The sequence below is a fragment of the Ralstonia pickettii genome (assembly GCF_000607165.1).
Classification (GTDB): domain Bacteria; phylum Pseudomonadota; class Gammaproteobacteria; order Burkholderiales; family Burkholderiaceae; genus Ralstonia; species Ralstonia holmesii.
Window position 1 is genome coordinate 552,587 of sequence record NZ_JFZG01000008.1, and the last position, 14,785, is coordinate 567,371.

The window sequence follows — 14,785 nt, forward strand, 5'->3', positions numbered from 1 at the left end:
TCCGCCGGGACATCGTGGCGGGCACGCAGTGTCCACAAACATTGCAATCGGCCCGCAGCCCGTCACAATAAAAGTCGGAACGACTTTCGAGGATCGGGATGCAGGGCAAGCGAGCTGTGGGCAGCATGGGGTTGTGGTGGCGGACGGCGTGGCTGGGTGTCGTTACGTTGGCGTTCGGCGTTGCGGCCGCTCGCGCACAGCAGCCGGCAACGCCTGCGCCTGCAGATCCGCAGATCGCCTTCTATTACGGCCGCGATGTGCCCGCCGCTGAACTGCAAGCCTTCGATTGGGTCGTGGTGGACCCGGCAACGGGTGGCAGTTTCGATCCGAAACAGCCATCGTCCACGCTCTGGTTCGCTCGCGTAGACCTGACACAGCAGACCGATGCGATGCGCTCGAGCGCCTGGCCTGCCAATGTGACCGACCAGGTCTTTGCGCCGCTGCTTGCGCAAGGCTATCAAGGCTTCCTGCTCGATGGGCTGGACACGCTCCAACGCGGCGCCCCCGATGCCGCCAATGCCATTGCGGCGCTGGTTCAGGCGTTGCATGGGCGCGCACCGCAGACGAAGCTGCTGGCCGGCGGCACGGCCTGGCTCGAAACGTTGGCGCCGCAATTGTCCGGCGTTGTGACGGCGGGTCTGGTGCGTGAGCGCACAGGCGGCGAAGGTCTGCGCGATGTGCCCGATGCCGACCGCGCCGCACGCATTGCTACGCTGCGCAACATCGGGGCGCAGTATCACTTGCCGGCGGTCGCGCTCGATTACTGCGCCAGCTACAACCGCACCTGTCTGCGCGAGACCGCCAATGTTGCGCGCGCCGCGGGCGTCACCAGCTACGCCACCACGCCGGGCGCCGACTTCATCGGCATTGGTCGGCTGGAAGTGATGCCGCGCCGTGTCCTGTTGGTCGAACCCCAAGAGGCAGGCACCAGCCGCAACACCGCGCCATCGGTGCTCTATCTGGCCATGCCCATCAACTACCTTGGCTATCGCACCGAATTTGCCGACGCCAACAAGCCGTTGCCGACCGTCACGCCCGACCGCTATGCCGGCGTTGTCACCTGGTTCGACAGCAACGCACCGCGACCTGGCTCGTGGGCGTCGTGGCTCCGGCGCACGATGGGCGCTGGCGTGCGCGTGGCGATGTTCAACCAGTTCGGGCTGAACATGGATGCCCCTACGGCGCAGATGCTGAATCTGCAAACCGTGCCCGGCACGCCGGCGGGGCCGCTTGCCATCGTCTCGCATGATCCGATGATGGGCTTCGAGCTGCAGCCCCATCCCGATCGGCGCATGGCCGTGGGCGTGCAGGTCGACTCCCGCGTGGCAGGGGCCCAATCGCTGTTGCGGCTCTCGGCCGGCAGCTACACCTACGATGCGGCGGCCATCATGCCGTGGGGCGGCTACGTGCTGCAGCCGTTCGGTGTGTTTCGCATGCCCGATGTCGACCAGGCGCGCTGGGTCATCCAGCCGCTGGATTTTCTACGCCGCGCGCTGCAACTGCCCGCCATGCCGGTGCCTGACACCACGACGGAAAACGGCCGCCGGCTGATGACTGTGCATATCGACGGCGACGGATTCGCCTCCCGGACCGAGTTTCCGCCCGGAGAGTTCTCCGGCCAGGCCTTGCTGCGCGACATTCTGGATCGCTACAAGGTGCCGACCACCGTGTCGATCATCGAGGGCGAAGTGGCCGCCGACGGTGTGTATCCGAAGCTCACGCCGCAGCTCGAGCCGATCGCGCGTACCATCTTTGCGCAGCCTTACGTGGAGCTGGCCAGTCACACGTTCTCGCACCCGTTCAACTGGCTGCGCACTACCAACCCGCCTGATCCGACTTCTGCCGAAACGCCCGAAGGCACCGACACCGCCTTCTCGTTGAACATTCCCAATTACCGTTTCAGTTTCGACCGCGAGATCGCGGGCTCCATCCGCTACATCAACACCAAGCTGGCCCCGCCGGGCAAGCGCGTGAAGGTGCTGCTGTGGAGCGGCAACGGCCAGGTGCCACCGATTGCCGTGCAGAAGACAGTCGAGGCCGGAGTGCTGAACATGAACGGCGGCGACACCTACATCACGCGCTCCAACCCGAGCTGGACGGCCGTGGCGCCGCTTGGCGTGGACAAAGGCGATGGCCTCTTCCAGGTGTTTGCGCCCGACCAGAACGAGAACATCTACACCAACCTCTGGCACGGCCCGTATTACGGTTTCTCGCGGGCCATCGAAACGTTCGAGCTGACCGAAAAGCCTTATCGCTTCAAGCCGATCGGCATTTACTACCACATGTATTCCGGCACCAAGCTGGCGTCGCTCACCGCCTTGCGGCAGGTGTACGACTGGGCGGTCGCGCAGCCGGTCATGCCGATCTACGCGTCGGACTACATCCGCAAGGTGCTCGACTTCCGCGCCATGGCTGTCGCGCGTGACGGCGATGCCTGGGTCGTGCGCGGCAATGGCGATCTGCGGACCGTCCGTTGGACGGGGCCCGGCGTGCCCCGCCTTGCCGATGCGCGCGATGTGGCCGGCTACGCTGCGGGCCCTGGCGGCACCTATATCCACCTGACCAGCGGATCGGCACGCTTCGCCCTGAACAACGCCGCACCAACGCAACCCTACGTGCGCGATGCCAGCGGCCGGCTGTCGAACTGGCAGCGCAGTGCGGATGGCAGCTCGCTGTCGGTCGATGTTGCCGGCTATACGCGACCGTTCATCCGCTTTGCCAATGCAGCCCGTTGCCGGGCGACCGTGGACGGCCGCGAAGTGAGTGCCTCCCATGGCGCCGACTGGCGCATCGAACTGGGTGCTGGCAACCCCGCCAAGCTCGCGCCCCAGCACGTCGAGCTGACTTGCGACAAATGACGTCCGGAAACGCAGACGCGAGTCTGCTTTGTCGGACATAGCCGCCTGTAAAACGTTTGCGCTCAAGCTTTTCCCGGTTGATCCGTTGTTAACCCGACTGACGACCCCCAGGAAAAAAAAGCATGAGAGCGTCTGCGCCCCTTTCTGAAGTTTCACAGCCCCCAACCAGCCTCGGTACCCGGCTGGCCGTGATTGGCCTGATCGCCCTGGTTGCGGTGTTCGGCATGTTTGCGCTGGCAAACTCGCAATCGAGTCTGCGCATGCTGGAAGCCAATACCCAATCGGCCATGCACAACCAGGAGGCCGCCATGCGCGACATGATCGGCCTGTTCGACGGCACCATGCGCTCCGAGGCCGACCGCTTCCTGACCGCCTTTGCCGACGCCGCGCCAGGCCCCTACAGCATCGACCCGGCGCAGACCGTGCAAGTGGCGGGCAAGCCGACGCCCACCTTCAAGAGCGGCCCGAACGGTGAAACGGTTCTGAACCTCAACTTCACCGTGCCGGATAAGTTCTTCGCGCGCACCGGCGGCACCATCGCCACCGTGTTCGCCCGCACCGGTGACGACTTCGTGCGCGTGACCACCTCGCTCAAGAAGGAAAACGGCGAACGCGCGATCGGCACGCTTCTCGATCGCGCCCACCCGAGCTACAAGGCGTTGATGGCCGGCGAGCCGTTCCGCGGCCTGGCCTGGCTGTTTGGCGTGCCGTACATGAGCAAGTACGAACCCGTGCGCGATGCGTCGGGCAAGGTGATCGGCGCGCTGTATGTGGGTGTGGACGTGCGCTCGGAACTGGCGCTGCTCAAGGACAAGATCCGCTCGCACGGCATCGGCAAGACGGGCGGCTATTTCGTCATCGACGGCAAGCCCGGCGCCGATCAGGGCAAGGTGCTGATCGACCACACGCAAGACCGCGAAGGCAAGAACCTGCTCGACGCCAAGGACGCCGCCGGCCAAGCCTGGGTGCGCGAGATGATCGCGCGCAAGGACGGCACGCTGCGTCATACGCTGGCCGACACGGAAGGTGGCACCGCGCGTGAGCGCCTGACCGTCTTCACGCAGTACCCGGATTGGCAACTGGTGATTGCCGGCACGGCTTACGTAGATGAACTCGACGCCGATCTGGTGGCCGCCCGCAATCGCTTCCTGCTGCTGGGCCTGGCACTCGGTGCGCTGCTGGCCGGCGGGCTGTACTGGATGCTGCGCCGTACTGTGAGCACGCCGCTGGCCGAGGTGGTGAACGTCGCCCAGCGTGTGGCTGCGGGCGATCTCACGCACCGCCTGCCCACCACCCGCCGCGACGAAATCGGCCAGGTGATGCGCGCTGTCAATGGCGTGGGCGACGGCCTTTCAGGCATCGTCGACAAGGTGCGCGCCAGCGCCTCCACCATCGCATCGAGCACTGGCCAGATCGCGGCCGGCAATGCGGATCTTTCTGCCCGAACCGAAGCGCAGGCCGGCAATCTGGAACGCACCGCATCGAGCATCGAACAACTGGCCGCCACCGTGCGCCAGAACGCCGAGAGCGCCCACCACGCGCATGACATGGTGCAGTCCGCCAGCGAGGCGGCCAACGCTGGTGGGCAGACGGTCGAACGGCTGGTCGGCACCATGTCTGGCATCCATGCCACGGCGCAGAAGATTGCCGACATCACCGGCATCATCGACGGCATCGCGTTCCAGACCAACATCCTGGCGCTGAACGCCGCCGTGGAAGCCGCCCGCGCAGGCGAACAGGGCCGCGGCTTTGCCGTCGTGGCCGGCGAGGTGCGCAGCCTCGCCCAACGCAGCGCAGCCGCCGCCAAGGAGATCAAGGAATTGATCAATCGCTCGGTGGAAGAAGTGCAGGCCGGCAACGAGGCCGCACGCGGCGCTGGTGATGCCATGCAGGACATCGTGACGCGCGTGGAACGCATCGCCGGTCTGATGGGCGAGATCAGCCACGCTTCGCGCGAGCAGTCGCAAGGGATCGAAGAGGTCAACCATGCGGTCACGTCGATGGACGAGGTGACCCAGCAGAACGCTGCGCTGGTCGAAGAAGCGGCCGCTGCCGCCGAAAGCCTGCGCCAACAGGCCCAGGAACTGCGCGGCGCTGTGGATGTGTTCCGGCTTGCCTGAGCCGGCAAGATGTCATGAATTGAGGACGTGGCGTTGCAATCGGTACAAGGTTTGACGGGCAATCGTGCAAACCTGTACCGCGCGGAACCTGACCCGCACAGGGGACTCGCAGCATGGAACCCGCTCAGGTACCGCCGCCCACCATGTCCCCCGCAGATCAAGCCTTTCATTCCGTCGTCGCGATTGACGACCACCCGATCGTTCTCGAATCCATCCAGGCGCTGCTCGCCGGGTCGCCGCAATTGCAGCTTGTTGCGACGGCAGCCGATGGCGCGCGCGGGCTGCAGTTGATACGTTCGGCGCGCCCGAAGCTGGCCATCGTCGACATCAATCTGCCCAGCCTGGACGGTCTTGAACTCGTGCGCCGCGTTCGAGCGCAACGCCACGATATCGGCCTGGTGGTCACGTCTGCCCAGACCACCGGCAACGAGGCGCGGCTCGCCTTCCTGGCCGGCGCCAACGCCTACGTGCCGAAATCGGAAGCAACATCCGCGTTGACAGCGGCGCTGCTGCTGGCGGCACGCGGTTACCTCTCATTTCCCGCTTCCGCGATGGGGCCGTCAGATGGCGCCGGCGTCGCCACGCTCACCCAGCGCGAAATGCGCGTGAACCAACTGCTGGCCGAAGGCCATCGCAACATCGAGATCGCAAGGCGCCTAGGGATTTCGCCCAAGACGGTGTCCACCTTCAAGCACCGCATCTCCAGGAAGATCGGGCTCCCCGGCTGACGGATCAGTGCAGTTCACCGGCAAAAAAAAGAGACCGCTGTTTAAGGCGGCCTCTTAAAGTCGATGTGAAGCTGTGAAACTGTCATTCAAGCTTCGGGCCGAATCATAATCGAAAAGCGGTGCGCTCGAATAATTTAATTTTTATCATCGATTGGATGACTTTGTGCGTCCAATGGATTACGTCTCGTAAGGCATTGGCTTATCTTCTTGTGGACCCCACTTACGGCTATCTACGTGGGATTGCAAGACGTTGATTGATATGAAGAATTTCGCTATTGGCGCTTAGGTTTCATATTTACCACAGGCCGTTTTTGAAATTGCTGAATATGAGAATTGAGCATACATAATGGCCGCCGATCGCAAATCCCCGCGATGGTGTTTTTCAAGGAAGACGATATGAAGATCAAGCTGTTTGCGGCCGCTGCTGCCGCCCTGGTTTCGGCTGGTGCCTTCGCTCAATCGAGCGTGACGATGTACGGTGTGGTCGACGCCGGCGTTGAGTGGGTGAACAAGGCGCCGGGTAACGGCGGCTCTCGTGGTGCCGTGCAGTCGGGCGGTATGTCCGGTTCGCGCTGGGGCCTGCGCGGCACGGAAGACCTGGGCGGCGGCCTGAAAGGTATCTTCAACCTGGAAAGCGGTTTCAATATTGACGACGGGAAGATGGGCCAGGGCGATCGCCTGTTCGGCCGTAACGCCTACGTCGGGCTGGAAGGCCAGTGGGGCCGACTGACCCTGGGCCGCCAGCAGAACCTGCTGTACGACTTCGCGCTGCAATACGACCCGATGGCGGTTTCGCGCTATTCGCTGGCTTCGCAGGACGCTGCCATGGCGGGGCGCGCAGACAACGCGGTGAAATACATGGGTACGTTCGGCGGCCTGACCGCTTCGGCGCTGTACTCGACGCGCAACGATGGCCAGGAGATTGCCGGCGCGAGCAAGCTGGGCCGCGAGTGGAGCGTTGGACTGAACTACGCGAACGGCCCGTTCTCCGTGGGTGCCGTGTATGACCAAATGAATGGGAATACGGACGTGCCCGCGGCCTACGGCATTGCTTCCGACCTCAAGGTACAACGCGCCACCATCGGCGGCACGTACGTTTATGGCCCGGCCAAGCTCTACGCGGGTTATCGCTGGCTCAATGCGACCCATCCGCTGGCATCCGAATCCTTACTGCGTTCGAACCTGTACTGGCTGGGCGCCGGCTACCAAGTGACGCCGGCTCTGGCGTTGACCGGTACGGCCTACTACCAGAACTTCAAGACCACCGGTGCCGGCAATCCCTGGCTGTTTGTCCTGAGCGGCGACTATGCGCTGTCCAAGCGCACCGACGCCTATCTGAACGTGGCTTACGCCAAGAACAGCAGCAACGCAGCTTTGCCGCTCGGTGTCGCTGGCCTCGGCGACGTGTTCACCAGCGCGGACGGCAGCAGCAACAACCAAATGGGTGCCATGGTCGGTATCCGCCACAAGTTCTAATCGGCATTCTGTCGGCTAGATATAGAAAACCCGGGCTTCAACCCGGGTTTTTTGTTGGCGCCTTTTTCGTGCGCCGCGTTCTAGTGCAGGATCACCCGCCGCACCACGGCCACCAGGGGCGGCCGAATCGAGCGCTCGAACCCCGGGCGCAGGCGCAAGGGCTTGAGCAGCATCTTGGCCGCCATATCGAGCGGTAGATAAGAGCGCACCAGCGCGCTGACGCGCGAGTTCAGCGCGCGGACATCGGCTTCGGGCACGTCCTCCTGCCCGCGCTCGATGCGCAGCACATTGCGCAGGGCGATCATCGAATCTTCATTCTTGATTTCACGCAGGCGTGAGGCGAGCGCCTTGAGCACGCGCGCGCGGCCCACGCCCTCGCCAGCGTTGCACTCGTTGAAGAAACGCAGGAAGTGTTTGTAATGTCGGACTTCATCGGCCGAGATGCGGCTGGCGAGGTCACGCAGCACCGGTTCATCGGCTTCAGCCGCAGCTTGGGCGATGGCCCGATAGAAAGTGGCAGTGCCCATTTCGACGACGCAGCGCGCGACCATTTCCAACGCCTGCGTGGGCTCGAACTGGTCGACCGAACAGGTGACCGAGTATTCCTCGAAGAAGCGGGCGTAGCCGCGCTCCCAGTCGAACTCGGGCCAGACGGTTTCAACGTAGCGGCGCAATGCACGGCCGTGCTGAAGTTCTTCGCGTTCCCAATGGTGGATCAGCCAGTGCGCGGTTTCGGGGCGATCGGCGTAGTACTGAGCGAGGTTGCCGGCATAGAGGTCGGAGCCGCTCTCCACAAACGACGCACTGGCAACGAGGTAGAACAGCGTGCCGTTTTCGCGCACACGTGCGACGTCGATGCTGTCGTAAGCGATCTCCTGGACCGACCACGGCATGCGCTCGCTCTCAGATGTTTCCAGATGAACCTGTGACAAGGCGCTTCCTCCGTCGGCAGTCTCGCAAAAAGCGGGCCGCCCTTGCTATGAGAATGAAACATCACGTCCCATGTTTCAAGACAGATGTGCGCTTGCAAAGGTTCCTAAAAGCAATCTTCTGCGTAGAAAGTGGTGAATGCGTCATGGCGATTGCGTCACCTCGGTGCGCGACGCAGCGGTAGGTACGTGGCGTTTTTGCGCGTGCCGCAAGCCATAGGCGAAGGCCGCGAGTGCGACGAGGGCCGCCCCAACCATCGCCCGTTCGACTGCTGCATAGCCACCGCTGGCCCGCCAGAGCAGTGCGCCCAGCCATGGGGCGCTGGCCTGCGCCAGCAGCACGGGCGTCATCATCAGGCCATTGAGCGTGGCGTACTGGTTGCGCGAAACCAGCTCCGGCATCGCAATCGCGCGGACCATCGTGTTGATGCCGTTGGCTGCGCCGTAGACGAGCGCAAACACGATCAGCAGCGGCCCGCTGGACAGCGCCAGCAAGACGAGCGCTGCGGCCATGGCGCCGTACGTCCACGGTGCAATGCGTACCGGGTGCGCCGGGCGCGACCGCATCATGGCCAGCCGCCCGAGCACCTGGGCGGGGCCGATGAGCGCCGCGATCAGCAACTGGCGACTGGTCGGCACGCCTTTCTCCGTCAGCAGCGGAATCAGGTGCGCCCCGAGCACGGTGGCGATCAGGCTGGTCGCTACGAAGGCCAGCACCACCGCCCAGAACACCGGCAAGCGCAACACCATGCGCCATGCCGAGGCATGCGCCGGTGCCGTCGGGTCGAGCGCCTCGGCAGGCGCGTGCACGGGGGGCCGCACGCGCAGGCGCACATGGATCGGCAGGCAGATCAGCACATGGGCCAACGCAAAAAGCTGCAGCGTGTGCCGCCAGCCGAGGTGTTCCACGCCCCATTGCGCGAGCGGAATGCACAGCGTGCTGGAGAACCCTGCAATCAGTGTGAGGCCGATGATCGGGCGCTGATACGCGTCGCCAAACGCCTGGCGAAGCACGACGAAGGCTGGGTCGTAGAGCGTGGTGGCCATCGCCAGGCCCATCGGCAGCCAGAGCAGGAGGAAGGCCGTCTCGTTCGAGACGAAGGACCAAGCCAGCAGGCCGCTCGCCGCCAGCACGGTGCCTGCGCCCATCACACGGCGCGCAGGCCAGCGATCCAGCGTGCGCCCAACCCAGAACGAGCACAGCGCCCACACCAGCAGCCCGAGTGAAAACCCGCCCGCCAGAAACGGCCGGGCCCAACCGAGCGTGTCGTGCATCGGCGCCAGAAACACGGTGAAACTGAAGTACAGCGTGCCCCAAGAGACCATCTGCGCGAGGCCGAGCAGCAACACAAGGCGCCGGCCCTCGGGCGAGCCGGGCGAGAACATGGGGTGCATGGAGGAGGGAGTGGTGAAGGCAGGCGGATCTGCGCGGCAACAATCCATTCTATCGGCGGAGGTTGCGGCGCGCGTGCCCCCTGCGCAGGGCGCGCTCAGGAAGCGTGGCCGTCGATCAGCCTCCGCAAAGCTGCCGTGTCGACGACCTCGACCGTCCGGTAATGGCAACGGACCCAGCCGGCGCGCTGCCATGCCTGCAGGTACTTGGAAATCGTCTGCCGCGAGCGTGCCAGCATGCGGCCCAGCTCTTCATTGCTGGCGGCCACGGTGCGACCATCGCCGGCGCGGGCAAGCTGCAGCAGGCGTTGGGCGAGGCGTGCATCGGCGGGCATTTCGCTGGCGTGCTCGAACTCGTCAAAGATCAGGCGGATGCGCTGGCAGAGCTGCTGCATCAGCGCCCACATGCCGGCCGGGTAGGCAGACACCACGCGCGCAAACGCCGCGCTGCCAAGCAGGACGAGCGTGGTGGGCCCCTGCGCGTGGGCGCTGTGCGTGCGGCCGCCGCCGTCGATGAGCGCGATCTCGCCAAACCACTCGCCCGCGCGCAGCACGCCGTAGACGAGTTCGCTGCCGCCGTCAGTCGTCCGACTGATGCGCACGCGGCCGCGCACGATCAGGAACATGCCCTGCGCCGGGCCGCCGTGCGGGTGGATGCATTCGCCGTCAGGGTAGGTGACCAGGCGCGCGGTGGGTGCGATCTCGGCCAGCAGGTCGGCGGGGGCGTCGCGCAGCCAACCCTGCGCGAGCTGCGCGGGTGTAGGGGCCGGGGCGGTATGGGAGGTGTCTGCGGGCATGGCGGCAGAATGCGGCGAAGGCAGTCCGATCATTGTCAAACGCTTGACAGTCTGCATGCAAGCGCCGGGCAGAGAATGCCCCATCAGCCGCGCAGCCATTCAATACGACGCGGCACCGACGCGACCATTCCGGCGACGAAGGAGACACCCCCAATGACCGATCCGCAGCACACCGCCCCGCGCGCAACGTTTTCCCACATGGAGCACGGCACCCGCGAGGACTGGGCCGCCATCTCGGCCGAGTTCATGTCCTATGCCCGCGCGCTGCCCGACCGCGTGCTCGCGCACCTGAAGCTGCTCGACGGCGATTGCGGCGGCTTCCCGATCGATCGTCTCGCGCACTCCCTGCAAACCGCCACGCTCGCCCACCGCGACGGTCGCGACGAGGAATACGTGGTCTGCGCGCTGCTGCACGACATTGGCGACACGCTGGGCAGCTTCAACCACCCGGACATCGCCGCGGCCATCCTCAAGCCGTTCGTGAGCCCGGAAAACCTGTGGATGGTCGAGAAGCACGGCATCTTCCAGGGCTACTACTTCTTCCACCATCTGGGGCTCGACCGCAACCTGCGCGAGCAGTACCGCAGCCAGCCCGAGCTGTTCGAGCGCACCGCCGAGTTCTGCGCCAAATACGACGCCGCCGCCTTCATGGCCGATTACGACAACCTGCCGCTGTCGTTCTTCGAGCCGATGGTGCGACGCGTGCTGGCCAAGCCACGCAACTCCATCTACGTGAAGGAAGGCGAGAGCGAGCTGTCCCAGCCGAAAGCCGAGGCAGTTTGATTTGCTGCGGGTCTAGGCCTTCACCACATTGACGGGTGCGCCAGCCACCCAGGCCGCCACGTTGGCGAGCGTGGTGTCGGCAATGCCCGCCAGCGCCTCGCGCGTGAAGAACGCCTGATGTGCGGTCACGATGACGTTGGGAAAGCTCAGCAGCCGCGCCAGCACGTCATCCTGCAGCACATCGGCGGAGCGGTCTTCGAAGAACAGATCCGCCTCTTCCTCGTACACGTCCAGCCCGAGGTGGCCGAGCTGGCCGGTCTTGAGGGCGTCGATCAGCGCGGGGCTGTCGACCAGGCCGCCGCGGCTGGTGTTGATGAGCATCGCGCCCGGCTTCATGCTGGCCAGAGCGTTGGCGTCGATCAGGTGGTGGGTGCCGGTGTTGAGGGGACAGTGCAGGCTGACGATATCCGCCTGCGCCAGCAAATCAGGCAGCGGCACGTAGCGCACGCCCAGCGCCGTCAGCGAGGCCTGCGGAAACGGATCGAATGCCAGCAACTGGCATCCAAAGCCCGCCATGATCCGCGCGAACACCTGCCCGATCTGTCCGGTGCCGATCACGCCGACGGTCTTGCCCGCCAGGTCGAAGCCCAGCAATCCATCTAATGAGAAATCGCCTTCGCGCGTGCGATTGCAGGCACGGTGCAGGCGCCGGTTGAGCGTGAGGATCATGCCAACCGCATGTTCGGCAACCGCGTGCGGCGAATAGGCCGGCACGCGTACCACCGTCAGCCCGAGGCGCTGTGCGGCCGGCAGATCGACGTGGTTGAAGCCTGCCGAGCGCAGCGCGATCAGGCGCGTGCCGCCCGCTGCCAACGCTTCGAGCACTTCCGCGTTGAGCGCGTCGTTCACGAATGGGCACACCACTTCAAAGCCCGCTGCGAGGGACGCCGTTTGTGCGTCAAGGTGCGCGCGCTGGAAAACGAGGTCGAAGCTGTGGCCGCCGCGCGCCAGGGAGGCGCGGAAGCTGTCTTCGTCGTAACGGTGGCTGCTGAAAAAGAGGATGCGCATGGCGGTGGGGTAAGCGGACGTGATGCCTGCAGCTTACTCGCACCGCCCGGTGGCGGCACTCAGAGCGTCAGGACGATGCGGCCATCCACCTTGCCGGCCTTCAGATCGGCGAACACCTGGTTGATGTTGTCGAGCTTGTCGCGGTGAATGTGGGCGCGTACCAGCCCCTCGGCGGCAAACTCCAGGGACTCTTGCAGATCACGCCGCGTGCCGACAATCGAACCGCGCACCGTGATGCCATTGAGCACCGTGGAGAAGATCGGCAACGGAAAATCGCCCGGCGGCAGCCCATTGAGCGAGATCGTCCCGCCGCGCCGCACCATGCCCAGCGCTTGTGCAAAGGCACTGCGCGACACCGCCGTCACGAGCACGCCGTGCACACCGCCGATCTCTTTCTGAATCACGGCCGCGGGGTCCTGCTGCGAGGCATCGACGACGAGCTTGGCCCCCAACTCGCGTGCCAGCGCGAGCTTGTCCGGCGCCACGTCTACCGCCACCACGTGCAGGCCCATGGCGATCGCATACTGCACCGCCACGTGTCCCAGCCCGCCAATGCCGGAAATGGCGATCCACTGTCCGGGCCGCGTATCCGTCATGCGGATGCCCTTGTAGACCGTCACCCCCGCGCAGAGGATCGGTGCGATCTCTTCGAAGCTGACCTGCGCGGGCAGGTGGCCGACGTAGTTCGGATCGGCCAGTACGTATTCGGCATAGCCGCCGTTGACGGAGTAGCCTGTGTTCTGCTGCTCGTGGCAGAGGGTTTCCCAGCCGCTCAGGCAGTGCTCGCAGTGGCCACAGGCCGTGTAGAGCCAGGGCACACCCACGCGGTCGCCTTCTTTGACGGCGGTCACGCCTTCGCCCACCGCCGCCACATAACCCACCCCTTCGTGCCCGGGGATGAATGGCAAGCTGGGTTTGACGGGCCAGTCGCCATCGGCGGCGTGCAGGTCGGTGTGGCAGACGCCCGAGGCCGCGATCTTCACAAGAATTTGCCCGCGCCCAGGTGTGGGAACCGGCACTTCCTCAATGCGCAAGGGTTCGCCAAACGCGTGGACAACCGCAGCTTTCATCGACTGGGCCATGAGAGATCTCCTGGTTGGGGGGGAGATACCAGTCTGGTCGACGCCTGCCCGGTGCGGGTTGATGTGAGTCAACCGCCAAAGCGAGCGGGATCGGCAACACTGTTAGCATGCCGGCATCTTCAGTCTTTCCAACGAGCCGCTGCCTTGCCCGTCACTCCCACCTTCCTCTGGCACGACTACGAAACCTTCGGCGCCGTGCCGCGCCGTGATCGTCCGGCCCAGTTTGCGGGCATCCGCACCGATGCCGAGCTGAACGAGATCGGTGAGCCTGTCGAGCTGTTCTGCCAGCCCTCCAACGATTGGCTGCCCGATCCGGTGTCGTGCCTCATCACCGGCATCACGCCGCAGCAGTGCGCCAGGCAAGGCGTTCCGGAATACCGTTTCGCTCAGGCCATCGAGCGCGAACTGGGCACGCCCGGCACCATCGGCGTCGGCTACAACACCATCCGCTTTGACGACGAGGTTACGCGGCACCTGTTCTGGCGCAACCTGATCGACCCATACGCACGCGAGTGGCAGAACGAATGCGGGCGCTGGGATCTGCTCGACGTGGTGCGCACCACCTGGGCACTGCGCCCAGAAGGCATTCAATGGCCGACGCATGAAGACGGCAGGCCGAGCTTCAAGCTGGAGCATTTGTCCAAGGCCAACGGTCTGGTGCACGATGCGGCGCACGATGCGGTATCCGATGTGCGCGCGACGATTGCGCTGGCGCGCCTCATTCGCAACGCACAGCCGCGCCTGTTCGATTTTTGCCTGGCGTTGCGCAAGAAAGACCGCGTGGTGGCCGAGATCGGCGATGCGCCGCGGCCGCTGCTGCACATTTCGGGCATGTACGGCGTGGAGCGTGGCTGCATGGCCGTGGTGTGGCCGCTGGGCGGGCACCCGACCAACAAGAACGAATTGATCGTGTGGGATTTGGCGTTCGACCCGTCCGAGCTGTTCCACATGGACGTTGCGACGATCCGCGAGCGCATGTTCACGCGTACGGCTGACCTGGTCGAAGGCACCACGCGACTGCCGATCAAGTCGATCCACATCAACAAGTCGCCCATCGTCATCAGCAACATGAAGACGTTGCAGCCCGCGCAGGCAGAACGCTGGGGCATCGACTTCGCCACCATTGAACGCCACGCCGCCATCGCGCAGGGGGCGCCGGACATGCGCGACACGTGGCGCCAGGTGTACGCCCGCGAGTTGGAGCCGACTGAAGACGTCGACCAGAACCTCTACGGCGGATTTGTCGGCAACGACGACCGCCGCATGCTCAACGAGCTGCGCACGCTCAGCGGCGAACAGCTCGCGCAACTGCACCCGGATTTCGCCGACGCGCGCTTGCCCGAGTTGCTGTTCCGCTACCGCGCACGCAACTTCCCCGATACGTTGAACGAAGAGGAATACGAGCAGTGGGAGCAACTGCGCGCCGAGCGCTTGTTCGAAGGCCGCGATGGCTATCTGACCTTCGAGGTCTTCGGCGAACGGCTTCAACGATTGGGCGCGGAAGCCACGGAGAACGGCGACGCGCGTGCGCAGACCATCCTGCAGGACCTGTACGACTACGCGCAGCAGATCGCACCGGGCTGAGGAGCCGGGCTGACGAAGCGGACGCGCG

General features: G+C 64.9%; 11 protein-coding genes. 6 read left to right on the top strand and 5 right to left on the bottom strand.

Going from position 1 to position 14,785, the window contains the following annotated elements; genetic code table 11:
* Positions 1-98: 98 nt before the first annotated feature.
* The 4 genes from BG83_RS0114090 (at position 99) to BG83_RS0114105 (ending at position 7,182) form a co-directional block, all read left to right on the top strand.
* Positions 99-2,858, top strand: coding sequence for a bifunctional glycoside hydrolase 114/ polysaccharide deacetylase family protein (locus tag BG83_RS0114090; protein WP_024977339.1), 2,760 nt, complete (start codon positions 99-101; stop codon positions 2,856-2,858).
* 122 nt (positions 2,859-2,980) lie between these two features.
* A complete protein-coding gene (locus BG83_RS0114095) occupies positions 2,981-4,978 on the top strand; it encodes a methyl-accepting chemotaxis protein (protein ID WP_024977340.1) in 1,998 nt (665 codons plus the stop codon).
* A gap of 113 nt (positions 4,979-5,091) precedes the next feature.
* Positions 5,092-5,706 (top strand): response regulator transcription factor, encoded by a 615-nt coding sequence (locus BG83_RS0114100; protein WP_235193196.1) that lies wholly within the window; start codon positions 5,092-5,094, stop codon positions 5,704-5,706.
* A gap of 396 nt (positions 5,707-6,102) precedes the next feature.
* Positions 6,103-7,182 (top strand): porin, encoded by a 1,080-nt coding sequence (locus BG83_RS0114105; RefSeq protein WP_024977342.1) that lies wholly within the window; start codon positions 6,103-6,105, stop codon positions 7,180-7,182.
* Between the two features lie 80 nt (positions 7,183-7,262).
* Here BG83_RS0114105 and BG83_RS0114110 read toward each other — a convergent pair whose 3' ends face one another.
* From BG83_RS0114110 to BG83_RS0114120, 3 genes are all read right to left on the bottom strand, one after another.
* On the bottom strand, positions 7,263-8,075 hold the full coding sequence (locus BG83_RS0114110) for a ferritin-like domain-containing protein (RefSeq protein WP_024977343.1): 813 nt from the start codon (positions 8,073-8,075) through the stop codon (positions 7,263-7,265).
* Between the two features lie 180 nt (positions 8,076-8,255).
* Positions 8,256-9,506, bottom strand: a complete 1,251-nt coding sequence (locus BG83_RS0114115; protein WP_024977344.1) for an MFS transporter — start codon at positions 9,504-9,506, stop codon at positions 8,256-8,258.
* A 95-nt stretch (positions 9,507-9,601) separates the two neighbouring features.
* Entirely contained in the window at positions 9,602-10,300 is a 699-nt protein-coding gene (locus BG83_RS0114120; protein ID WP_235193197.1) for a Crp/Fnr family transcriptional regulator, read from the bottom strand.
* Positions 10,301-10,453: 153 nt separating this feature from the next.
* Between BG83_RS0114120 and BG83_RS0114125 the strand changes: the two genes are divergently transcribed.
* Complete coding sequence (locus BG83_RS0114125; RefSeq protein WP_024977346.1) at positions 10,454-11,083, top strand: HD domain-containing protein; 630 nt, start codon at positions 10,454-10,456, stop codon at positions 11,081-11,083.
* Positions 11,084-11,095: 12 nt separating this feature from the next.
* Here the strand turns inward: BG83_RS0114125 and BG83_RS0114130 are convergent, their stop codons facing one another.
* Positions 11,096-12,091: a 2-hydroxyacid dehydrogenase gene (locus BG83_RS0114130; protein ID WP_024977347.1), complete on the bottom strand. Its 996-nt coding sequence runs from the start codon at positions 12,089-12,091 to the stop codon at positions 11,096-11,098.
* 59 nt (positions 12,092-12,150) lie between these two features.
* On the bottom strand, positions 12,151-13,173 hold the full coding sequence (gene adhP, locus BG83_RS0114135; protein WP_024977348.1) for an alcohol dehydrogenase AdhP: 1,023 nt from the start codon (positions 13,171-13,173) through the stop codon (positions 12,151-12,153).
* Between the two features lie 144 nt (positions 13,174-13,317).
* Between adhP and sbcB the strand changes: the two genes are divergently transcribed.
* Positions 13,318-14,757 carry an exodeoxyribonuclease I gene (gene sbcB / locus BG83_RS0114140; RefSeq protein WP_024977349.1) on the top strand — a complete coding sequence of 480 codons (1,440 nt, stop codon included), beginning with the start codon at positions 13,318-13,320 and terminating at the stop codon, positions 14,755-14,757.
* Positions 14,758-14,785 lie beyond the last annotated feature (28 nt).